This is a genomic window from Rhizobium sp. PDO1-076, from assembly GCF_000247475.1.
Lineage (GTDB): Bacteria > Pseudomonadota > Alphaproteobacteria > Rhizobiales > Rhizobiaceae > Allorhizobium.
On the sequence record NZ_AHZC01000414.1, the window covers coordinates 1 to 22697 of the forward strand.

Genomic DNA, 22697 nt, shown 5'->3' on the forward strand with positions numbered 1-22697 from the left:
TAGGCGCCAGGCGCCAGAGGAAGATCCGATGAAATCCAACCGTCCCACCGTCGCCGATATCCTGGCGCTCAAGGGCAAGCGGCAACTGAGCATGCTGCGTGTCGTCACACTCGAGGAGGCAGAAGCCGCCGAGAAAGCCGGCATCGAAATGGTCTCCGTCCCCCCGGCCTTGCTGGGTCCCGCCTTCCGCGAAGCGGCCCCCACCGTGTTTGCCGTCCCGGGCCTGGAATACGGTGACTTCGTCACCGCGGAAGACTATCTCCGGGCCGCCTTCCAGGCGATGCGGGCAGGTGGCGACGCCGTCTATTGCGCTGCAAGTCTCGGCATTATCCGCAGGCTGCGCGACGAGGGGATCCCGGTCTGCAGCCATGTCGGCCTCATCCCCTCCAAGGCAACCTGGACCGGCGGCTTCAAGGCCGTCGGCAAGACGGCCGACAGCGCCCTGTCCATCTGGATGGCGGTGCAAGCGCTGGAAGAGGCTGGTGCTTTCGCCGCAGAGATCGAAGTTGTCCCGGCTGAGGTCGCCGCGCTCATCAGTGCGAAGACCTCCCTCTTCATGATTTCCATGGGCGCAGGCGCCGGCTGTGACGCGCAATACCTCTTTGCTGACGACGTGCTCGGTCAGACCCGTGGCCACGTTCCCCGCCACGCCAAGACCTACCGCAACTTTGCGGCCGAGTATGACCGCCTTCAGCAAGAGCGGATCGCCGCCTTCCGCGAATTCCGCCAGGACGTCGAAAGCGGCGCCTATCCCGCAGACCGACACAATGTCGGTCTGCCAGCCGACCAGCTTGCCCGCTTCACAACCATGATCAACGGCTGACCGAGCCGATAGGAGATAAGACGATGATAGTGAATTTCTCCCTACTCGGCGCGGGCCGGATCGGCCGCGTCCACGCCAAGGCTGTGAGCAACAACCCCGATGCGCGGCTCTCCGCCGTGGCCGATGCTTCTCCGGCAGCAGCCCAGTCGATCGCTGCCCAATACGGCGCCGAGGTTCGCACGATCGACGAGATCGAAGCTGCACACGATATCCACGCTGTGATCATCTGCACGCCGACGGATACCCATGCCGACCTGATCGAACGCTTCGCCCGGGCAGGAAAGGCGATCTTCTGCGAAAAGCCCGTTGACCTGGATGTGGCGCGTGTCAGGTCCTGCATCGAGGTCGTCAAGCAGACGGGCGCCAAGCTGATGGTCGGCTTCAACCGCCGCTTTGATCCGCATTTTATGGCAGTCAAGCAGGCGATCGATGACGGCCGTATCGGCAAAGTTGAGATGATCACCATCACCTCACGCGATCCGGGACCGCCGCCGCTGGATTACATTGCCCGCTCCGGCGGGATCTTCCGCGACATGACGATCCACGATTTCGACATGGCTCGGTTCTTGCTCGACGGCGAGGCGATCTCGTCCGTTTCCGCCCACGCCGCTGTCCTTGTTGATCCAGAGATCGGGGCCGCCGGCGACTTTGACAGCGTGACCGTCATCCTCGAAACGGCAGCGGGTCGCCAGGCGGTAATCTCCAATTCCCGTCGCGCCACCTACGGCTATGACCAGCGCATAGAAGTGCATGGCTCGAAAGGCTCGGCCTCTGCGGAAAACCAGCGCCCGATCTCAATCGAGGTCGCTACCGCCGAGGGCTACACTCGCCCGCCGCTCCACGACTTCTTCATGACCAGATACACCGAAGCCTATGCCAATGAGATCGCTGGCTTCATTGCAGCAATTGAAAGCGGTGCTCAGATCTCGCCCAGTGGCGAAGATGGTCTCCTCGCTCTCGAACTGGCAGATGCAGCCCTTGAGAGCGTTCGGACCGGAAGGCGTGTCATTCTGGGGTGAGAGCTTTAGCCAAGGCGCCCCCGGTCGAAATTGGAGGTCTGCGGTCCCGCCTTTTGGCGGGCCATTAGCCTGTTAATGGCCCAGAAGACCGAACTCTACCCGTTGTCGGACGAGCGAATCCCCGATCCCCGGGGGGAAATTCACCGTTTTCCGCTTCAATACCCAAACCCGCTTTGCGAGAGCGCACTCGCGGTGAGGTTGATGTGACTGTCCAAGCTTCCAGGCCAGGCCAGGCCATGATGTCTCTTCAACGAGAGGAACCGTTCAAGGGCTAGTTTTCCACAGGATGCCCCGACCACACCGCTTCACCAGCGTATCCAGGAAGACTCCGGCGGCTTACTGCACCATGTCCTGCCACGAGGCTTCCACGGCATCCGCCACTACGGGCTATTCGCCGGCAGTTCCTGAAAGATCAGTATCGCGTGTGCCGCGAATTCTAGACACTGCCATGCTGATTGCTGACGGTTCAGCCCATGAGCCGATCGATAGCTGACTGCCTCGCCCGTGGAGCGACGGAAGCATGATCGTCATTAAAGTGTTCAAACGCTGGTGGCGACCGCGTCAACCGCCAGATAGCCCCAGACACACATGGCTCGTTTTGTGGCATCGCCCAAACCACGGTGCCAACAGTTGTTTAAATGGGTTCGATGCTTCTCGGCCAGATCCTGGACCCGGCCCTCAGCAGCGGCGGGCCCTTCTGACGAAAACCGGGAAAAGCTACGAGTGACCACGACGGAGGCCGTGAACAAACCAAAGGTCAAGACACGGTTCGAAGATAGCGGCAACGCCGCAGGTGCCATGCCATCAATCGGCTCCACCGCTTACCCCAAAGACGAGCTTGAAAAGTCGGCAGGGCTCTAGGAGGAGCCGATGGTCCTCAAAAAATTAGCGATCTGCAACTGGCCAGAGTTTTTTTGTCGGTGTTCGCCGCATTTTTCGGGCGTTGAAGCACAGATAAAGCCAGTCCATCAAAAGTTCGTCTGACCCCATCAGGAGTATGCTCGTGTTACGGAAGAAGGCAATTGAAACCGTCCCCGGTGGTCCGCGGCCGGTGCAGTCATTCCGAAATACCGGGCACACTTATGGACTTGTCGAAAATCAAAACTTTGATCGATTTTGTCGGACGATCGAATGTTACCGAGTTGGCGGTGACCGAAAAGGACGTGACCGTTCGAATTTTCCGGACCGACAAGCCCGGTTCGGAGCCGGCTTCGGGTTCTGGGAACTCGCATGCCCCGGGAGCAGGCGACGCTGAGATCGCCATGCAGGCTGGCTCTTTTCTAGTTAAGGCCCCCGTCTTTGGCATACTACACCGTTCGCCGGCGCCCGAGCAGGCGCCGTTCGTCAGGCTGGGTGATGCGGTGGTCGAAGGCCAAACGCTGTTCGTCATCGAAGCCATGAAGGTGTTCAACACGATCGCTGCGCCGCGCGCTGGACGCATTGCCCGCATCAGCGAGATCGACGGCGGCGAGGTGGAGACCGGCGACGTGCTGGCGGAGATCGTGTGATGTCGTCGCCGCTCGCTGCAAGCTCGGCATCCTGCATGCTGTTCGATAAGGTCCTGATCGCCAACAGAGGCGAAATCGCCGAGCGTATCCAGCGCGCGTGCCGCGATCTTGGTCTCAAAACGGTGGCCGTGTGCTCCGAGGCGGATCGTGAGGCACCCTATGGCAAAACCGCCGATAGCTTTCTTTGCATCGGTCCTTCCAGCGCGGCAAAGAGCTACCTGAACAAGGATGCAATTCTCCTGGCCGCCCGCCTCACCGGGGCGGAGGCTATCCATCCGGGATATGGCTTCCTGTCGGAGAATGCAGCATTTGCCCAAGCGGTCGAAGAGGCGGGGCTCGTTTTCATCGGTCCTGATTCCAAATCGATGGCAACGATGGGCGACAAGATTTCGGCGAAGAAGGCGATGATCGAGGCCGGCGTGCCTTGCGTTCCCGGTCCCGACACAGCGCTTCCCGACGATCCTTCAAAGGTTGAGCAGATCGCGCTTGAAATCGGCTATCCGGTTATCATCAAGGCCTCCGGCGGTGGCGGTGGGCGCGGCATGCGCGTCGTGCCGGAGGCCGGACTGCTGCAGGATGCCGTTGCGCTGACGCGAGAAGAAGCGCGGCAAGCATTTGGCTCGCCAGCTCTTTACATGGAGAAATTCCTCCAGCATCCACGCCATATCGAAATCCAGGTTCTGTGCGACAGCCACGGAAATGCGGTTTGGTTAGGCCATCGCGACTGCTCTATGCAGCGGCGTCATCAGAAGGTCGTCGAAGAAGCGCCGGCTCCCGGCATTGCGCCGGAGATAATCGGCCCAGTGGGCGCCGCCTGCGTAAAAGCCTGCCAGCAGATTGGCTATCGCGGTGTCGGGACCTTCGAATTTCTCTACGAGGACGATGCCTTCTATTTCATCGAGATGAACACACGGCTGCAGGTCGAGCATCCGGTCACTGAATTGACGAGCGGATTGGATATCGTCCAGGAACAGATCAAGGCGGCGCAGGGCATTTCTCTCATCATGACCCAGGCGGATGTGCAATGCGCAGGCCACTCCTTTGAATGCCGCATCAATGCCGAGGATCCGGAGAGCTTCATGCCGTCGGTGGGTACGATCACTGACATTAGCCTGCCGCAAGGCGAAGGCATCCGCGTCGATACCCATATCCATGCGGGTTACAGGGTGTCGCCCTACTACGACTCGCTGATCGCCAAGGTGATCGTCCATGCGCCGACGCGGGCGCAGGCAATGGAGAAAATGCGCAAGGCGCTGGCCGATACGCGCATCGACGGCATTTCCACAAACATTCCCTTCCTGCGCGCCCTATTCGAGGACAGCGCCTTTGCGACCGGCGAGACGGACATCCACTATCTGGAGCAATGGCTGAAGCAGCGGAGCAAACCATGAGCACGATTGATTTCAGCGATCCGGAGATCATCGCCTTTCTCACCGACGCGCTCACCTCGGCCGGTGTCGATGGGGTGGAAATCTCTGCCGCGTCGGGACAGCTCAGGATCGTCGTTTCCGCCGATGGAAGCACACGAACTTCGGTGGATACGTCCGTTGCGACCATTGCAATCAAGGCTCCGATGGCGGGTATTTTCCGTCTGCAGCGACCCGGCTCGGTGGACATAGTCGCAGACCTACCGCGTCCGGTCTCGGCCACCGAGGTGCTCGGCTTCCTTCGGATCGGCCCTGTTCTAGTCCCTCTGACTGCCGGCCGACCCGGTCTTATGACCAGACGGCTCGCCCAGCCGGATGCGCTGGTTGGTTTTGGCGACGCCTTGTTCGAGATCGAGGCACAACAATGACCGCCACGCCGAACAAACATAATCTGCCCTACGAGATCATTCCGGCTGGCACGAGCCGTGCCCGCATCTCGTCGATCGGTGCCAGATCCTTTCTGCTGGAGGCGCCGGGCGACTTCGATCTGGCGGCGCAACGCCGGATCTGGGCCTTGACGCAGACGCTGAAGGGCTGGGCGGATCTGGCCGAAATCATTCCGGGCATGACCAACCTGCTGGCCATCTTCAAGGAAATGCCGGAGGATCCGGACGAGGTTGTTGGTCGATTGCTTTCGGCATGGGACTCTTCCCAGAGTATCGACCTCGTCGGTAAGACCATTGAGATCCCCGTCCACTATGGCGGAGAGTTCGCCACGGATCTGGCGGCGTTGTGCGACCTTTCGGGGCTCGCCGGCCGGGAGGTGGTGCGGATCCATCACCAGGCGACCTACCGGGTCTTTGCGCTCGGCAGCGCTCCGGGCTTCGGCTATTTGCATGGCCTCGATCCGCGGCTCTATATGCCGCGCAAGACAGTGCCATCACTGAAGATGGCGAAGGGCTGCGTGACAATCGGCGGCATGCAGACGGGCGTCGCCATGCTGACGGGTCCAAACGGCTGGAATTCTATCGGCTTCGCCGAGTTGCAGATGTTCGATCCGCTGTCGCCGACGCCGGCCATGATGGCGCCTGGTGATTCGGTGCGGTTCGTGCCGGAGAGGATCGAGCTATGATCGAGATCATCGAAACCGGTCCTTTCAACACTGTGCAGGATCTCGGGCGCCCAGGCTACCGCGATATCGGCGTGTCCTCCAGCGGCGCTATGGACCCGCTGGCCGTCCGGATCGGCAACAGTCTCGTCGGCAATGACGAGGGCCTGGCCGTTCTGGAGATCCAGACCTTTCCAATCCGCCTTCGTTTCGACCAGCGCACCGTATTCGCGGTTTCCGGCACGGATGGCAGTCCTCTTCTGGATGGGGTCGAACTGCTTTCGTGGTGCGCCTATAGCGCCGAAGCCGGCCAGGTTCTCGAACTGCGGCAGCCGCCGAAACTGGCGCGTGCCTATGTCTGCGTCGCCGGCGGCTTGGACGTACCGTCGGTCATGGGCTCGCGCAGCACGTCGCTGCGTGGCGGCTTCGGCGGCCATGCCGGACGGCCGCTGGAGAAGGGCGATCGCATCGCCATCGGGGAGGGCGCCGATATGCTTTCGGTGCCGGCTTCGGGTCTCGCGGCGGTTGAACCGACCGCAGCTTTAGCGGATTTCGTCCCGCAGTCTGACGATGGTGCCTTGCTGATCCGCGCCTTGCCGGCTGGGGAACACGGTCTTTTTGCCGAGGACGGCATGGCTTTCTGGGGCCAGACCTGGCGGATTTCGTCGCGTAGCGACCGCACCGGCTACCGCCTGTCGGGAGACCCAATCATGCCGATGGAAAGCGTCGAGATGCGCTCCCACGGCGTCGTGCCGGGCGTGATCCAGGTTCCGCCCGGTGGCGAACCGATCGTGCAGATGAGCGATGCCAACACGGCCGGCGGCTATCCGAAGATTGCCGGCGTCATCGAATGCGACCTGTGGCGGCTTGGCCAAGCCCGGATCGGCAGCCGTATCCGGTTCGTGCGTTCAACCCATGCAGAAGCACGCGCAGTGGAGCAGGCCGTCGCCCAGTATGTCGAGGTTGTCAGGGCCACATCCCAGATGGTCAAACGCGCATTGAAGGCGATGGCCTAGCGCGCGGGTCGCGGCGGGTCACAAGGAGGAAGCGATGAAGATCGATCTGAATTCCGATATGGGCGAAGGATTTGGTCCTTACCGTTTGTGCGATGACGAGGCGATGATGAAAATCGTGTCGTCGGCCAACATCGCTTGCGGCTTCCATGGCGGCGATCCCGATACAATGGCGCGCATGGTGCGACTGGCGAAGGAGAACGGCGTCGGTATCGGCGCGCATCCGGGCCTGCCGGACCGCATGGGCTTCGGCCGTCGCGAAATGCCGTTCCAGCCGGATGAGTTGCGCCAGCAGATGCTCTACCAGCTTGGCGCCCTGATCGCGATTGCCCGGAGCGAGGGCGTGGAAGTGGGGCATTTCAGCTTCCATGCGGCCATGGGCAATATGGTCAACCGCGATCCCGCCCTTGCCGACCTGATGATGGATGCCATCGCTGCCGTCGATCCCAAGCTTGTCGTTTTCGTCACTGCGGGCAGCGGGATTGAAAAGGCAGCGAAACGGGCAGGGCTAAAGACGCTGGCGCTGTTCCTCGCCGACCGCGCCTATGATGCCAGCGGAACGCTCGTTGCCCGCGGTTTGCCGGGCGCGCTGGTCAAGGATGAAACCTCGGTGCGCACGCGCGTGCGCCGCTTCCTTGTCGACGGAGCCGTCGAGGCGATCGACGGAAGCGTCATCGCCATGCCGGCGCGCTCCATTCTCGTCCACAGCGACACGCCCGGCGCGCTGGAGCTTGCGCGCCTCGTTCGCAGCGAGATCGAAGCGGCTGGCGCTACTCTCTCACCGGCCAGCGAACTCGCCCGCTGAAACAAACTCGGTCGCCCTCTGGGCGAACTCATTGCAATCTACCATCGAAAGATCACGCTGATGTCCGTCACAGCCGACCGTCTAAAGAATGTTTCCATCTCCGCTTCGGCGGCCATGACCCAGCGCGCCAGGGAACTGGCTGCCCAGGGGATCAAGGTTGTCAGCCTGTCTTCCGGGGAGCCGGATTTTCCGACGCCGGCCCATGCGATTGAGGCGGCTCATGCGGCGGCGCTGAAGGGCGACACCAAGTATCCGCCGATGGACGGCACGGCGGCGCTCAAGGCGGCGATCAGCCGAAAGTTCAAGCGTGACAACAACCTTGACTATGACGCCAGCCAGATCGTCGTATCGGGCGGCGGCAAGCAGGTGATCTTCAATGCGATGCTCGCCACCTGCAATCCCGGCGACGAGGTCGTGATCCCCACGCCATCCTGGGTCAGCTATGCCGATATCGTCAAATTCGCTGGCGGCGTGCCGGTGCCCGTTCCTTGCTACGAGCAGGCAGGCTTCAAGTTGCGCCCTGAGGATCTGGAGGCCGCGATCACGCCGCGGACCAAATGGCTGTTTCTGAACTTCCCCAACAATCCGACGGGGGCCGCGTGTTCTCGCGCCGAAATGGCCGCGATTGCGGAAGTGATGCTGCGCCATCCCCATGTGCTGATCCTGACGGACGATATCTACGAACATCTGGTCTATGATGATTTCGAGTTCTGCACGATTGCGGAGGTCGAATCTCGGCTCTACGACCGCGTGCTGACCATGAACGGTGTTTCCAAGGCCTATGCCATGACCGGTTGGCGGCTTGGTTTCTGCGCCAGCGGCTCCAGGGAACTGATGGCTGCCATCAGCAACGTTAACGGCCAGAACAGCGGCGGCACGGCGACGCTGACCCAGGCTGCCGCCATCGCCGCGCTCGACGGCCCGCAAGACCTGCTCAAGGAGCGCGCGGCGATCTACCGGGAGCGGCGCGATTTCGTCATCGAAAAGCTTTCGCAAGTGGAAGGCCTGCGCTGCCACAAGCCGGAAGGTGCCTTCTACCTTTATCCCAACATGTCGGGCCTGATCGGCAAGACCAGCAAGGGCGGGCGCAAGATCGACACCGATGTGGATTTCGTCATGGCGCTTGTCGATGAGCACCATGTTGCCACCGTCCAGGGTGCCGCCTATGGCATGAGCCCCTATTTCCGCATTTCCTATGCCACCAGCATGGAGATGTTGAACGAGGGCTGCGCCCGTATCGCCCAGTTCTGCAAGGACATGCACTGAACTTTCAACAGTGGCGTCCCTTAGTTTTTCAGTCCTTCGGTCAGCTCGACAAGAATGTCCCTGACCGCAAGCGCCGGTTCCGATAGCGGGTTCTGATCGGAGACGCACAGCGATAGCGTCTCCTCGATCCGCGGGGAGATGATCCGGCAAATCAGCGGCTCGCTGGTTTCCGTCACAATACGGTCGGCAATAGCCTTCGGCATGATGGTGGCGCCAAGACCGGCGGCAACCGCCCGGGCAAGCGTCCGGACGATCTCGACCTCTGCCACGACCTTCATATTATTGCGCGTCCGGGTGAAAGCGGTATCAACTGCACGACGGACGAAATTGTAAGCCGGCGGCAGCAGAAGTGGCATGCCGTCCAGCGCCGCCAGGGGTACCGGCTTGCCGTCTGCTTCGATCCCGAAGTCGCGATGGGCAACCAGATAGAATTCTTCGCTCAGGATCGGATCGAACCGGACACCCTTGATCGGTCCATTGCCATGGATAAGGGCCATTTCCAACCGGCCGTTCATGATCATCTGGCTATAGGTCTGGCCGACGCTTTCGGTGAGATGCAGCAGGATGCCGGGATGACGACGGCGTGTTTCGGCCAGCAGCTCGACGGACAAGGTTGCGGCACTGCTGAACGGCACAAGCCCGACAGAAACGCGCCCGGCCAGTGAGTTTCCAGCAGCGGAGGCATCCGCTTGCGCCTGGTCCATCTGGCGCAGGATGATCTGGGCATGGCGGTAAACCGAATGGCCTGCATCCGTCATGCTGACGCCTTGCTGGCTGCGGATCAGAAGCTTGTGGCCGAAATGCTCTTCCAGCGCGGCCAGTTGCTGGCTGAGCGCCGGCTGGGCGATATGCAGCAGATCGGCAGCCCGCGTTATGCTGCCGCTGTCGACAATGACGATGAATGATTTGAGACGTCTGATGTCCATTGGGACCATATGTTGGTTGATCTGCGCAGGCGCATGTTTGCAGACGCAAGACCCTTTTGCAACGTGATCCGTCGGGTAACCCAAGTCTTGGAAGACAGGGTTTTTGCGCCTCCATACAAGTTGCTTATTGCTCCAGAGATAATCGGTCTTAGGCAAGGAATTAAAGCTTCGCTAGTGTCTTAGGCAACAACAAGGGGATCAGAATGCCTTTCTCTGATTACAAGACCGCATTGGTGACCGGCGCATCCTCCGGTATTGGCGCTGCCGTCGTGGAGCGGTTTCGTCGAGAGAATATCGAAGTTCACGCCATCGCGCGCAGTGATGATGCCCTTCAGCAACTCGCCGCGCATACCGGTTGCATTCCCCACGTGATCGACGTCACGGATCGCGCAGCAATTGCCGAACTCGCCGGTCGCGTTCAGTTCGACATTCTCGTCAACAATGCTGGCGTCGATCGGCCAAAGAAATTCCTCGAAGCCGATGAAAGAGATATCGACCTGCTCGTGGACGTCAATTTGCGCGCCGTGCTGCATATCTGCCGCCTGATCGTGCCGGGCATGGTGGCGCGGGATCGAGGTCACGTCATCAACATTTCCTCGATCGCTGGGAACTATAATTTCGGCGGCAATTCGACCTATCATGCCGTCAAGGCCGGCGTCGCCATGTTGTCAAACCAGCTGCGTCTCGACGCCTTTGGCAAACGTGTGCGCGTCACGGAAATCTGCCCCGGGCGCGTGGCGACCGATATCTTCAATCATGTTCACGGCAACGATCCCAGCATTCGCGAGCGCTTCATCGACGGTTTCGAACTTCCACAGGCTGCCGACATTGCCGAAGCGATCGCCTTTGCTATCGCTGCACCGGTGTCGATGAATATCGGGCACATGGAGATCACGCCGACGCTGCAGGTCATGGGCGGCCTGCAGACGGCCCGGCCGCAGCCGGCTCCGGCGGGCGGTGTGAATGGCGAGGAGCAGCGGCCGTGACCGGATTTGATCTGTCAGCCATCCTGTCTGACCCGGACTATGTCCAGATGCTGCTGCATGGCATCGAAATGACGTTCGTGATCTTTTTCGGCTCATGGATGCTGGCGATGACGCTGGCTTTTACCCTGCTCGGCATACGTTTCTCGCCGTTCCGTTTTGGCGACAGATTTGTTGCCGCCTATGTCTCCTATCACCGCAACGTCCCGACACTCGTGCAACTGATGCTGTGGTATTTCGGCATATTTACACTCCTGCCCGATTGGTTGACGTCCTGGCTGGTGGAGCATAATGCCGAAACGATCTTTGCCGTCGTCGGCCTCGGCTTGTGCCAGGCGGCATATTTCAGCGAGGACCTGCGGTCTGGGCTGCGCTCGGTGAGCCCCGGACAGATGGAGGCGGCCAAGGCGCTCGGACACGGCTATCTCTCGGCAATGCGTTTCGTAATCATGCCGCAGGGGGTACGCAATGCCTTGCCGCCGCTCATCAATCATAGCGTCTCCCTGTTCAAGAACAGCAGTCTCGCAATCGTCATTGGCGCGCCTGAACTGACGCATGCCGTCAAAGAGATCGAAAACCTTAGCTTTCGAACCTTTGAAATCTACCTCATCGGCACGGTTCTGTACCTCTTCATCTCCCTTCTCATCATGGGTACGGGCGCCTATATGTCATTGCGCGCTGATCCCGCCTGGAGGGTACGCGCATGATCAGCGACATCACGGCGATCATCAGCGACTACTGGCTTCTGCTTCTGATCGGGCAGTATCCCAACGGCCCGCTCGGCGGCCTGGCCAACACGCTCATCCTGTCTGCGTTCAGCATCGCGCTGGCCTTTCCGGTCAGCATCCTGTTTGCCCTGGCGCGCCTATCGAAATGGCGGCTGTTGCGCTGGCCGGTCACAGCATTGGTTTATGTCACACGCGGTGTACCTTTGCTGATGCTCATCCTCTGGAGCTATTTCCTCGTGCCGCTTTGGACTGGGGCAGACGTTCCGAGCTTCGTGACGATGCTGACGACGCTTGTGGTCTATCAGGGCGCCTTCCTCAGCGAGGTGGTTCGCGGCGGTATCGTGGCGCTGGGTCACGGCCAGATGGAGGCGGCCAAAGCACTCGGCCACAGTTATCTCGGGGCCATGCGGTTCGTCATCCTGCCGCAGGCGCTCTACAACATGATCCCGAGCATCATCTCAACCTTCGTCTCGACGATCAAGGACACGACGCTCGGCTATGTCATCAATGTGCCGGATCTCACGTTTGCGGCAAGCCAGGTCAACAATCAGCTGCTGACCCAACCATTCCAGGTCTTCCTCATCCTCGCCGTCGTCTACTACGCAATCTGCTGGAGCCTGACGCATGTCGCCAACGTCATCGAGCGCCGGATCACACGCCGGCGGGCCGGCTTGACGGATCGCGCAAAGCCGGTGTCGCTGGCAATGTCCAAAATCGTATCGGAGCAGCCATGACCCTGTCAGACACATCAGCCCAACAGCCCCCGGCTATTCGAATTGCAAATGTCTACAAGAGCTACGGGGATCATCCTGTTCTGAAGAATATCGACGCCGAGGTTGCCCGCGGCGAGGTGGTGGTGATCTGCGGCCCGTCGGGGTCGGGAAAATCGACGCTGATCCGAACCATCAATCGCCTGGAAGAGATCAGCAGCGGCGTGATCAGCTTCGACGGCCAGAATATCCACGCTCCGATGCGGACCAAGGAACTCAATCTTCTGCGCAGCCGCATTGGCTTTGTGTTCCAGAACTTCAATCTTTTCCCGCATCTGTCCGTTGTCGAGAATGTTTCGATGTCGCCCATCCGGGTGAAAGGCGTTGCTCCCGCGGAGGCCCACGACAAGGCGTTGAAGCTGCTTGATCGAGTAGGGCTTGCAGACAAGGCGAATGCCTATCCAGCCCAACTCTCCGGTGGACAGCAGCAGCGGGTAGCGATCGCACGTGCGCTCGCCATGGAGCCGCCGGTCATGCTGTTCGACGAACCGACTAGCGCGCTCGACCCCGAGATGGTCGGAGAGGTCCTGGCGGTCATGAAAAGCCTTGCAGCCGATGGCATGACGATGCTGTGCGTCACTCACGAAATGGGCTTCGCCCGCGACGTTGCTGACCGGATCTGGTTCATCGATGCGGGTGAAATTATCGAGACGGCCCCGCCGGAAGAGTTCTTCAAGGCGCCCCGTCACCCCCGTGCACAGCGGTTCCTCGCCGACCTGCGCCACTGACATCCGCAACCTCAAACCGAAACCAAAACCAAAATAACGGAGAACAGCAATGAACTGGAAATCACTCACGCTTACGGCAGTGCTGGCCGGCGCATCGGCCATCTCACCGGCCAAGGCGGATCAGCTCGACACGATCATGTCGTCCAAGACGTTGCGTTGCGCCACGTTTGCCGACGTGCCTCCCTTCGCGTCGCCCGATCCGACAACCCGCGAAATGGCTGGCTTCGACGTTGATCTGTGCAATGCGATCGCCGCCGAACTCGGCGTCAAGGCTGAAGTGAAGCCCGTCTCGGTCGAAGCCCGTGTGCCGGAGGTCAAGCTCGGTCGTGTTGATATCACGGTCGCGAACCTCGCTTACACGCTGAACCGCGCAGAGCAGATCCAGTTCAGCGATCCCTATTATCTGGCGAAAGAAATGCTGATCGTTCCAGCCGACGACGCCGGCCAGAAGAAGTCCGACTACGAGGGCCAGCGCATCGCCTCGACCAAGGGTTCGACCTCGGAAATGTCGATCAAGCTCAACAAGTCCGAGCCCCTGACCTTCCAGGATACCGCGTCTGCCTATCTCGCCGTACAGCAGGGCAAGGCGCGCGGAATGGTGGCCAATACCATGACGACGACTAAGTTCGTCAACGAATCCAAGACCAAGGGCAAGGAAATGCGGATGATCCAGGATCCGATGCTGTTCCAGCCGATCGGCATCGGCATGGCCAAGGACAATCCGGCCCTGACTGCGAAGATCAACGAAGTACTGCGTAAGCTGGACACGTCAGGCGAAATCAACAAGATCTGGGACAAGTGGCTTGGCCCGGACACCGAATACAAGATGACACGCACCGACAAGGTCGTGCCGCTCTCCGAACTGAAGTTCGACCCGATCCCCTAAGACCGCAGGGCTTCAGCCCCGCCGGCAGCTCAACTGAAAAACAATGGTGACAGAAGGCGGCGGGGCGTGCCCGCCGCCGGTCCAACCGTGGGAGGAATCCAGTGATCCACATTAAAGACATCGCCGAACGGCCAGCCCAGGCCGATATCGACGCCCTTGCCAAATTCTCGCCGGCAACGATCCATGAAGCCCAGGGGCGTCTCGGCGCGCTATCCTCGCGCCTGAAGCCCGTGGACTACCGCATGAAGCTGTGTGGCCCGGCCTTCACGGTCAAATGCGCCCCGCGCGACAACATCATGCTTCAGCTTGCCATCAACTATGCCAAGCCCGGCGATATCATCGTCGTGTCGGCTGGCGAATACGAAGAAGCCGGATCCTTCGGCGATGTGCTCGCCAATGCCTGCCTTGCCAAAGGCATCGGTGGTTTGGTGACCGATACCGGCGTGCGCGATACGCTGCAACTACGTGACCTCGGCTTCCCGGTCTTTTCGCTCAGCGTCTGCATCAAGGGGACCGTAAAGGAAACCATCGCTGCGGTGAACGACTCCATCATCGTCGGCGGAGAAACCATCCATCCCGGTGACATCATCGTCGGCGATGCCGACGGACTGGTGGTCGTGCGTCGCGAAGACGCCCAGGATGCGGCCAAGCTTTCGCAGGCCAGGGAAGATGCCGAGGCCGGCTTTATCGAAGCCTACAAGCAGGGCAAATCGGTGATCGAGGTCAGCAGTCTCGAAGCGGTTCTAAAAGCCAAGGGCCTGGTCGTCGATATCTGAATGCGGTCCGCCGCTTCCGAATTGAGTCAGGGTTTTCTCATATCGCAAGGAGGTTTTCATGACCTTCCCACTTTTTGATCTTTCCGGTCATCGTGCCTTGGTGACGGGTTCGTCGCAGGGGATCGGGTTTGCTCTTGCACAGGGGCTTGCCGAACACGGAGCATCCGTCGTTCTGAATGGCCGCGACGGCAGCAAGCTTGCGGCTGCGGCTAACAGTTTGCGGCAGGCGGGCCATGCGGTCGCGGTCAGCGATTTCGACGTGACCGATGCCGATGCGGTGAAGCGCGGCGTCGACACGATCGAGCAGACTGTCGGGCCAATCGACATCCTGATCAACAATGCCGGCATGCAGTTCCGCACGCCGCTGGAGGCGTTTCCCGTCGATCGCTGGGAACAGCTGCTGAAGACCAATGTCTCCAGCGTGTTTTACGTCGGGCAGGCGGTAGCACGGCACTTGATCGACCGCGGGCGGGGCAAAATCGTCAATATTGCCTCGGTGCAGAGCGAACTTGCGCGTCCCGGCATCGCACCCTACACGGCGAGCAAGGGTGCCGTGAAGAACCTCACCCGCGGCATGTGCGCCGACTGGGCCAAGTACGGCCTGCAGATCAACGCGCTGGCGCCCGGCTATTTCAAGACGCCGCTCAACCAGGCACTGGTCGAGAGTGCGGAGTTCTCCTCATGGCTCGAGAAGCGCACGCCCGCTGCCCGTTGGGGCAATGTCGACGAACTGGTCGGGGCTGCGGTCTTCCTGTCGAGCCGGGCTTCCTCTTTTGTCAACGGACACACGCTCTATGTTGATGGCGGCATCACCACCAGCCTCTGACGGGAAGGATCCGTTTGATCCGATCGTCGTGATGGGCGTCTGCGGTTGCGGCAAGAGTTTGGTCGCTGCGCGGCTGTCGCATCTCTTGAACTGTCGGTTCCTGGAGGGCGATAGCCTTCATCCGCCCGCCAATGTCGGCAAGATGCGCATCGGTCTGGCGCTTGACGACGATGATCGCTGGCCGTGGCTGGATGCACTTGGACAGGAGCTGGGCGCAGCCGGCGATATCGTCATCTCCTGCTCGGCCTTGAAGCGGGCCTATCGGGATCGGTTGCGGCGGCTTGCCGGCCGACCGGTGACCTTTGTCTTCCTGCGCGGAGAAAGGGCCCTGCTGACCGCACGCATGGCGGAGCGCACCGACCATTATATGCCGCTTTCATTGCTCGACAGCCAGTTGGCCGCGCTGGAGCCGCCGGTGGCAGAGGCAGACGTGATCAGCATAGACATCAACCAGCCGCTGGAGGCCATCGTCGACATGGCCATGACCTGCATGTCCGCCCGAAGGGCCGGCACTGAGCAAACTGACAGATATGTGGAGGACACGATGAGCAAGCCAGAAATTCTGATGACAGGCCCCTATCCGGATTGGGATCTGGTCGATCTCGAAGAGCGTTATGTGGTGCACAAGCTCTATGAGGCAGCCGATCGCGAAGCTTTCCTCGACCGCAACGGAGCCACTGTCAGGGCGATTGCCACCCGCGGTGAACTCGGTGCTTCGGCGGATCTGATCGGTAAGCTGCCGAAGCTGGAGATCGTCTCGGTCTATGGTGTCGGCTATGATGCCGTCGATCTTGCGGCCTGCCGCGCGCGTGGCATCCGTGTCACCAATACGCCCGATGTGCTGACCAATGACGTGGCCGATCTCGGCGTGGCCATGATGCTGTGCCTGTCGCGCGGTATGATCGGCGCCGAGCGCTGGGTGCAGGACGGAAGCTGGGCGGCCAAGGGGCTCTATCCCCTGAAGCGCCGGATCTGGGGGCGCAAGGCCGGCGTGCTCGGTCTCGGACGTATCGGTTTCGAAGTGGCCAAGCGGCTCAAGGGCTTCGATATGGACATCGCCTATAGCGATGTGTCCGCCAAACCTTACGCGGACGGCATGACTTTCATCGCCGATCCCGTCGCGCTGGCAGACTATGCCGATTTCCTGTTCGTCACGCTGGCGGCATCTGACGTCACCCGCCATATCGTCTCGAGCGACGTGATCGCAGCGCTTGGTCCAGACGGCATGCTGATCAACATCTCGCGCGCGTCCAATATTGACGAGGAGGCCTTGCTCGCAGCGTTGGAGACCGGCTTGCTGGGATCGGCGGCACTTGACGTGTTCGAAGGCGAGCCAAAGCTCAATCCGCGGTTTCTGGCGCTCGACAACGTGCTGCTGCAGCCGCATCACGCGTCGGGCACGATCGAAACCCGCAAGGCGATGGGCAAACTCGTTCGCGACAATCTTGCCGCACATTTTGCCGGCGCATCCCTTCTCACTGCAGTCGTTTGAGGTCATGTCCATGAAAGCCGTTGTCATTCACGCCGCCAGGGATCTGAGGATCGAAGAGAGGGACGTCGAAGCACTCGAGCCCGGCCAGGTCGAGGTGGCAATCGAGGCGGGCGGAATTTGCGGCTCCGATTTACACTACTACAATCACGGTGGCTTCGGCGCCGTGCGGCTGCGCGAGCCGATGATCCTCGGTCATGAAGTGGCCGGAACGGTGAGGGCTCTGGGCGCGGGTGTCTCGACACTTGCGGTCGGCGACCGAGTTGCGGTTTCACCGAGTCGTCCCTGCAGCGCCTGCGACTATTGCCTTGCCGGCCAGCAGAACCATTGCCTGAATATGCGCTTCTACGGCAGTGCCATGCCAATGCCGCATATCCAGGGCGCCTTCCGCCAGCGGCTCGTGGCCGAGCAGTGGCAGTGTCATACGGTGGCAGAAGGTGTCTCGATCCACGAGGCCGCCATGGCCGAACCGTTCGCGGTGACGCTGCATGCGGTGGCTCGTGCCGGTTCACTGATCGGCAAACGGGTGCTGGTCACCGGCTGCGGCCCGATCGGCGCTCTGGCCATCATCGCTGCCCGCGCCCATGGTGCCCGCGAGATCGTAGCTACCGACATGATGGATGCGGTTCTCGACAAGGCGCTTGAGGTCGGTGCCGACCGCGTCATCAATGTCGCCGCCAATCCGGAGCAACTCCAGGCCTATGCGGCGAACAAGGGCCATTTCGACATGCAGTTCGAGGCGTCCGGAAACGAGCGGGCCGTCCGCTCAGGTCTGGACGTGCTCAAGCCGCGTTCGGTGCTTGTCCAACTCGGCCTCGGCGGTGACGTCGCCATCCCGCAAAACATGGTTGTCGCCAAAGAGATCGAGATGAAGGGCACGTTCCGGTTCCATGAGGAGTTTGCCCTGGCCGTCGATCTTATCAATCACCGCAGGGTGGACCTGAAGCCGTTGCTGACGGGCGTGTTTCCGCTCGAGGATGCCGTCGCGGCCTTCGAAACAGCCGGGGACAGGACACGGTCCATGAAAGTGCAGCTTTCCTTCTAGATAGTTGAGTGGCCGGCATACGCTCAGCAGCGAAACTACACAGTCACAGGTTCATATCCAGTCAAGGCGAAGACGACTGAAGTCCAGGCGGATTGGGAGATTGTTTTCCCATCTGCCTGGACGATGTGGATCAGCGATTTATCCGAGCGACTATGCAGCTTCCCAAACCTGATTGAGGATCTTCGCCGCAAGTGCAGCTTTGTCCTGCGGTAGGAAGCGACCGTAGTGCTGCTGAACGACATCCGGCGTGTCCTGAATGGCGTAGCTGGCCTGCTCGTATGATCCGGTTTGCTTGAGGATATGCGTTGCCAGAATATCCCGAAGGTTATGCGGTCCGTGCGGCAGTAATCCCTTGATAGCTCCGCGGCCGGTATAGGGGTTGTAAATGCCATAGCGTTGGATCACGGTTCGCCAGGCTTCATAGAATTTGGTGGAATCGTATGCCGCGTCCAGGCTGGTCGTCTTCACCGTCTTGACGAACAGGGTGCCGGGATCCTTCGCTGGCCCGAGCAGCACACCGCGATGGCGATCGATATAGGCCTCAAGATATTTGTAGAGGTCGAGCAGATCCGGCAGGATTAGCCGGAACGGCTTTTGTCCGAAGAAGGATGAGGCTGAGTTCTTGAAGGCGACCGACGGGATGAGGACCTCCCATCCGTTCTCCCGATCGCTCCAGCGCAGTTCACCGCATTTCATGTCTTCCAGCCGTCGCTCAGATGTCGGAAAATGCCCGCGCGGGCACAGGCGAAGCTGGCGAAGGTTCTTTTGTCGAAGCCCAAGATGAAGACCCAAGCGAAGCAAAAGGAAAGAGCGAACCGCTTCGGCTGCTGCTCGAGGATAACGATCTTCATCCGGCATGCGCTTCAGGATCTCATCTGTGATCTTGCGGTATTCCAACAGTGGGCTGTCTGCTTCAAGGACCACCATGATCGGCTCGAAGGGGTCGCGATGGACACGCATGACCCGCTGGATTTCCTTCGAGCGATTGGCGGCGTGCCGGTGGAATGCATCGCATGCGCCGTGCCAGTCGCGCGTCGCAAACTCAATCTCCTCCTGCGCGATCAGCCCTTCGATTGGCTGAACCTTCTTCAGGAGCTCCGGATGCTGGCGGATCCAGCCCACCTCTGCCCGGGTAAGAGCTTGGGCGACCATCAGCATGTCTTCTTCCCACTTGGTATAGAAGCCACGCCGCTGCTCTCGCCATTGCAGGTACCAATCCCACACACCTGGGAAGATCAGCAGGCCAAAGGTCAGTTGGCTGAGCGGCACGCCGCGCCCTTTGACTATCCCGGCGGGCGATGCGGCGAGCGCCCCGAACATCAGCCCGAGATGCTCGACCTTCTGCGATGCTGTTTCCTCACCCCATACCCCGTTGCGTTGAAATCCGATCGCCGTCAGCGTCGATGTCTTGAAGCGGATCAGATCGGCCATCTCCATAGCCAGCCGCGGCGGCGCATCGACGACGCCAGACAGGAGGTCAGGGTCTTCAAAGGCTTCCGCATTGTGGCTCGTGTCGACTGAATTGAATTGCGATCGTGGGGACAGAGCTCCTCCGCCATAGGTGATCCCCGGAAACCGTATTGCATAACGTTGTTTGGTCGCCGCCGCCTGGTAGCGACGATAGTCAGTCGAGCCCGAGATGATGACCCTGCGCACCCATTCGATGATTTCCTCCCTCTTGGCGAACGGCAGGCTGCTGAAATCGTCCGGAAGATGCCACGCAAGGCGCCGCCGTTCCGCAGCGCTGATGTCACCCATATCATGACCGTAAAGGGAGCGGGATTGGTGCGGCAACTTGGCCTTGAAATAGCCTTGCACCAGTCGATAACGCCGTTCGATGCGGGACAGGATCTCGAAGCTCGTCAGAGATCGCGGCACGCGCTCGCCTTGAAGCCATGACAGCAGGGTCTTGTCATCGAAAGTCTCGCCCAAGCGAACGACGGCGCGGTAAAGCTGCCAGTAGCTCTCGCCAAACCGGCGCATTTGATACACGAGTGCATCGTGAAAGCTGGCCGGATCATCGGTTGCTTCGAACAATGGTTCAGGAAACGGACTAATCGGTTTCGGTTGTGGCCCCCTTGGCATTGACGAAGATGGCGCCGGGGTCTTGTCGGAGAGGATCTGTCGCGGCCTGGAACGCGTGGTTGTGTCGGACTTGCGCGGAGCGGTATTCTTCGATTTCGCACGTGGTTTTGTCGACAGGATGTCCTCGGCGACAGGTGGCGCTCCAAGCCAGCGGATAATCGCGTCCAAACCTGGACGCAGCTGCTTCTTCAACTCCGCTGTCATTTCGCCTTCAATCCCGCATGCGTCGCCAATGGCCGTCCAGTCCATACGGCCATTGACGATCGGTGGGGGCCGGCGGTGGATGACAAGACGAATGAGATAGGGCCGAATGTTTTCCAACACCCGCTTTGAGGCGACTGGCGCAATGCGCACGTCGCAGAAATCCGAGATTTTTTGTTGGAAGTGATGAGATGAACGATCGTGTTTTGCCATGTCCTTATTCCAATTCTCTCGGCACCGGTGCCGAGGGCGGGCGGAAATAGGAGCGGACATTTAACAAATGGTTTTTCGGCCGCTGCAAGCATTCGGTTCCAGGGCTGGTCCCCAGATTTCAATCGCATTATAGCGCTGGCTTCATTCATCCCGAACGGGTCTATTTCGGTGCTTTAACGCAAGTGACTTTGTTAAATAGTCCCGATCGGTTCTTTTGACTTCCCTTTGTGCCGTCTGGTGATATAATCGTCCCGATAGGGGTGATTATGGAAAAGATATCAGATACGAAAAGCCTCGGCATTCTGATCCGTCAGGAGCGCAAACAGCAAGGGTTAACCCAGGAGCAACTCGCTGGGGTGATTGGTGTGGGCGTACGTTTTCTGCGTGAACTCGAGGCCGGCAAAGAGAGCTGCCAGATTGGCCGTGCGATGCAAGTCTTGGCCGGTCTTGGCCTTATTGTGTCGGTCGGGCGTCGCCAGAGTTTGCGATCATGACCCGCGTATTAGACGTCTATTTTCGCGAGACCAAGGCGGGCGTACTCGGCCGGCTTGACGACGGCCTGCTGACTTTTGCCTATGATGGCCCGTATCTCCTGGACCAACGATCGCGGGCGATCTCGTTCTCGATGCCCCTGCAAGAAGAACCCTTTGGTGATCAGGTGGTGCGCCCCTTTTTCTCCGGGCTCTTGCCGGACGAGGGCGCTCGGCAACGTCTTGCTGGTGCGCTGGGCCTTTCGGCAGGCAACGCCTTCGGTCTGCTGGAAGTGATCGGCGGCGAATGCGCAGGTGCCCTGTCACTCTACCCGGCCGGCACGGCGCCAGAACCTTCCGGGCAGTCCCAAGCGGAAATTCTTACTCCAGAACGTCTGGATGAAATTCTCAGCAGGCTGCGGACAAGGCCTTTGCTTGGTGGAGACGAGGGCATTCGTCTGTCGCTCGCCGGCGCGCAGGATAAACTGGCGGTCATTGTCGATGGAAATTCCATTGCCTTGGCGAGAGATGGTCGACCAACTACCCATATCTTGAAGCCGGTCATCCAGGCGCTGGAAGGCACAGTGGAGAACGAGTATTTTTGTATGCGGCTGGCTGCCCGCCTCAAGCTGCCGGTACCCCATGTCGAGATACGCCTAGACGGGGCGACTGCCTTTCTCCTGGTTGAGCGTTATGATCGGACGAAGGCTGCAGACGGCATCATTGAGCGCCTGCACCAGGAAGACTTTTGCCAGGCCCTTAGCGTACCGCCGGAGCTGAAGTACGAGGCTGAGGGCGGTCCGGGAACCGAACGGTCTCTCGGGCTGATCGACCAGGCCTGCGCGAGACCTGTCGCGGATCGGTTGCAGTTCATCCGCATGCTGATCTTCCACTATCTCGTCGGCAATGCCGATGCCCATGGCAAGAACTACGCCCTGCTTTACGGCTCCGATACACCGGATCTGGCACCGATCTATGATGTCGTTTGCACGGCCGTCTATCCCCGCTTGTCAAAGAGGCTCGCCATGAAGATTGGTGGCCGCGATGTGCCCGACACGATCCAGCTGAATCATTGGACGACACTTGTGCCTGAAACCAAATCTTCTCAGCGCATCCTTGTTCGCGACCTTGCCCAAATGGCGGAAAGGATTGTGATTGAGGCCGATGCCCTCGTTGCAGAGTTGGCCGACGAGGGGATCAGGCATCCTATCCTAAGCGGAATTCGCAAAGTCATCTCAAGTCGGGCTGGATCGCTGCGGAGAGTAACGGAACAGGCGTCTTAGCCCTGAGTGGTCGGCAGCATGTGGCGGTCTGTCCCTCGGATCAAGGCCGAGGTGTGTTGCGCGGGGTCTTCCATGAAATTCCCATAACGCGGGACAACCTGCCCAGAATGGTCTGCGTCTTGTAACGAGACGCATCCTGCGGACCGTGCTGTCGTGAACCGAGCCCATAGTCTCGGCCATCAGGCTTCCATCTCTTGCGTTTGACGGGCCGCTTTTGCGGCCCTTTTGCTGAGCACGGCTCATTTCGGAGCCTTGCCATTTTTCTGCCGTCTGTTTGGGGGCTTGCAGCCCCGTCCTCCGTCAAGACCAAGCCCTTCGGGCAAAGCATCCGGGCCGTGGCTCGGCGTTCGCCTGCGCCCGCACCACCCCGGACGCGTTT

At 60.2% G+C, this 22697-nt stretch carries 22 protein-coding genes and 2 pseudogenes; 22 read left to right on the forward strand and 2 right to left on the reverse strand.

All coding sequences use genetic code 11. The features are described from left to right. The first annotated feature begins 28 nt into the window (after window positions 1-28). The 10 genes and pseudogenes from PDO_RS22945 (at window position 29) to PDO_RS22985 (ending at window position 8909) form a co-directional block, all read left to right on the forward strand. Complete coding sequence (locus PDO_RS22945; RefSeq protein WP_007607456.1) at window positions 29-823, forward strand: 3-methyl-2-oxobutanoate hydroxymethyltransferase; 795 nt, start codon at window positions 29-31, stop codon at window positions 821-823. Window positions 824-846: 23 nt separating this feature from the next. Continuing rightward, window positions 847-1842 (forward strand): inositol 2-dehydrogenase, encoded by a 996-nt coding sequence (gene iolG, locus PDO_RS22950; protein WP_007607462.1) that lies wholly within the window; start codon window positions 847-849, stop codon window positions 1840-1842. Window positions 1843-2181: 339 nt separating this feature from the next. Further along, a pseudogene (locus PDO_RS28105) lies at window positions 2182-2247 on the forward strand (transposase); the annotation flags it as partial. Window positions 2248-2924: 677 nt separating this feature from the next. Further along, entirely contained in the window at window positions 2925-3350 is a 426-nt protein-coding gene (locus PDO_RS22955) for an acetyl-CoA carboxylase biotin carboxyl carrier protein (RefSeq protein ID WP_007607467.1), read from the forward strand. Beyond that, the gene (accC, locus tag PDO_RS22960) at window positions 3350-4741 is read left to right on the forward strand and encodes an acetyl-CoA carboxylase biotin carboxylase subunit (RefSeq protein ID WP_007607469.1); all 1392 of its coding nucleotides are present in this window, start codon (window positions 3350-3352) and stop codon (window positions 4739-4741) included. Before PDO_RS22955 ends, accC begins: the two co-directional genes overlap by 1 nt. Next, on the forward strand, window positions 4738-5145 hold the full coding sequence (locus PDO_RS22965; RefSeq protein WP_007607471.1) for a hypothetical protein: 408 nt from the start codon (window positions 4738-4740) through the stop codon (window positions 5143-5145). The genes accC and PDO_RS22965 overlap by 4 nt, the downstream gene beginning before the upstream one ends. After that, window positions 5142-5849 carry a 5-oxoprolinase subunit PxpB gene (pxpB, locus tag PDO_RS22970; RefSeq protein WP_007607472.1) on the forward strand — a complete coding sequence of 236 codons (708 nt, stop codon included), beginning with the start codon at window positions 5142-5144 and terminating at the stop codon, window positions 5847-5849. Before PDO_RS22965 ends, pxpB begins: the two co-directional genes overlap by 4 nt. Beyond that, entirely contained in the window at window positions 5846-6841 is a 996-nt protein-coding gene (locus PDO_RS22975) for a 5-oxoprolinase subunit C family protein (protein WP_007607474.1), read from the forward strand. Before pxpB ends, PDO_RS22975 begins: the two co-directional genes overlap by 4 nt. A gap of 34 nt (window positions 6842-6875) precedes the next feature. Then, a complete protein-coding gene (locus PDO_RS22980) occupies window positions 6876-7643 on the forward strand; it encodes a 5-oxoprolinase subunit PxpA (protein ID WP_007607476.1) in 768 nt (255 codons plus the stop codon). Between the two features lie 60 nt (window positions 7644-7703). Then, window positions 7704-8909 (forward strand): pyridoxal phosphate-dependent aminotransferase, encoded by a 1206-nt coding sequence (locus PDO_RS22985; protein ID WP_007607478.1) that lies wholly within the window; start codon window positions 7704-7706, stop codon window positions 8907-8909. 20 nt (window positions 8910-8929) lie between these two features. Here PDO_RS22985 and nac read toward each other — a convergent pair whose 3' ends face one another. Further along, on the reverse strand, window positions 8930-9835 hold the full coding sequence (gene nac, locus PDO_RS22990) for a nitrogen assimilation transcriptional regulator NAC (RefSeq protein WP_007607480.1): 906 nt from the start codon (window positions 9833-9835) through the stop codon (window positions 8930-8932). 203 nt (window positions 9836-10038) lie between these two features. On the opposite strand from nac, the gene PDO_RS22995 reads away from it, so the two are divergent. The 10 genes and pseudogenes from PDO_RS22995 to PDO_RS23035 all read left to right on the forward strand — a co-directional run bounded on the left by PDO_RS22995 (window position 10039) and on the right by PDO_RS23035 (window position 18066). Next, window positions 10039-10821, forward strand: coding sequence for an SDR family oxidoreductase (locus PDO_RS22995; protein WP_007607482.1), 783 nt, complete (start codon window positions 10039-10041; stop codon window positions 10819-10821). Further along, window positions 10818-11525: an amino acid ABC transporter permease gene (locus PDO_RS23000; protein ID WP_007607488.1), complete on the forward strand. Its 708-nt coding sequence runs from the start codon at window positions 10818-10820 to the stop codon at window positions 11523-11525. The genes PDO_RS22995 and PDO_RS23000 overlap by 4 nt, the downstream gene beginning before the upstream one ends. Then, a complete protein-coding gene (locus tag PDO_RS23005; RefSeq protein ID WP_007607489.1) occupies window positions 11522-12280 on the forward strand; it encodes an amino acid ABC transporter permease in 759 nt (252 codons plus the stop codon). The genes PDO_RS23000 and PDO_RS23005 overlap by 4 nt, the downstream gene beginning before the upstream one ends. Next, window positions 12277-13044 (forward strand): amino acid ABC transporter ATP-binding protein, encoded by a 768-nt coding sequence (locus PDO_RS23010; RefSeq protein WP_007607490.1) that lies wholly within the window; start codon window positions 12277-12279, stop codon window positions 13042-13044. Before PDO_RS23005 ends, PDO_RS23010 begins: the two co-directional genes overlap by 4 nt. A gap of 49 nt (window positions 13045-13093) precedes the next feature. Next, the gene (locus tag PDO_RS23015; protein ID WP_007607492.1) at window positions 13094-13930 is read left to right on the forward strand and encodes an ABC transporter substrate-binding protein; all 837 of its coding nucleotides are present in this window, start codon (window positions 13094-13096) and stop codon (window positions 13928-13930) included. A 101-nt stretch (window positions 13931-14031) separates the two neighbouring features. Beyond that, window positions 14032-14706: a 4-carboxy-4-hydroxy-2-oxoadipate aldolase/oxaloacetate decarboxylase gene (locus PDO_RS23020; RefSeq protein ID WP_007607500.1), complete on the forward strand. Its 675-nt coding sequence runs from the start codon at window positions 14032-14034 to the stop codon at window positions 14704-14706. 58 nt (window positions 14707-14764) lie between these two features. Further along, entirely contained in the window at window positions 14765-15532 is a 768-nt protein-coding gene (locus tag PDO_RS23025) for an SDR family oxidoreductase (protein ID WP_007607501.1), read from the forward strand. Between the two features lie 31 nt (window positions 15533-15563). Next, window positions 15564-16004 (forward strand): annotated as a pseudogene (locus PDO_RS29210) (gluconokinase); the annotation flags it as partial. 72 nt (window positions 16005-16076) lie between these two features. Continuing rightward, complete coding sequence (locus PDO_RS29215) at window positions 16077-17024, forward strand: 2-hydroxyacid dehydrogenase (RefSeq protein ID WP_037075217.1); 948 nt, start codon at window positions 16077-16079, stop codon at window positions 17022-17024. Window positions 17025-17034: 10 nt separating this feature from the next. After that, window positions 17035-18066 (forward strand): L-idonate 5-dehydrogenase, encoded by a 1032-nt coding sequence (locus PDO_RS23035; RefSeq protein WP_007607503.1) that lies wholly within the window; start codon window positions 17035-17037, stop codon window positions 18064-18066. A 150-nt stretch (window positions 18067-18216) separates the two neighbouring features. Here the strand turns inward: PDO_RS23035 and PDO_RS23040 are convergent, their stop codons facing one another. Further along, window positions 18217-20565, reverse strand: a complete 2349-nt coding sequence (locus PDO_RS23040; RefSeq protein WP_007607504.1) for a hypothetical protein — start codon at window positions 20563-20565, stop codon at window positions 18217-18219. A 266-nt stretch (window positions 20566-20831) separates the two neighbouring features. On the opposite strand from PDO_RS23040, the gene PDO_RS23045 reads away from it, so the two are divergent. Together PDO_RS23045 and PDO_RS23050 are read left to right on the forward strand one after the other, a co-directional pair. Continuing rightward, window positions 20832-21059 carry a helix-turn-helix domain-containing protein gene (locus PDO_RS23045; RefSeq protein ID WP_007607505.1) on the forward strand — a complete coding sequence of 76 codons (228 nt, stop codon included), beginning with the start codon at window positions 20832-20834 and terminating at the stop codon, window positions 21057-21059. Further along, window positions 21056-22318, forward strand: coding sequence for a type II toxin-antitoxin system HipA family toxin (locus PDO_RS23050; protein WP_007607506.1), 1263 nt, complete (start codon window positions 21056-21058; stop codon window positions 22316-22318). The genes PDO_RS23045 and PDO_RS23050 overlap by 4 nt, the downstream gene beginning before the upstream one ends. The last annotated feature ends 379 nt before the right edge of the window (window positions 22319-22697 follow it).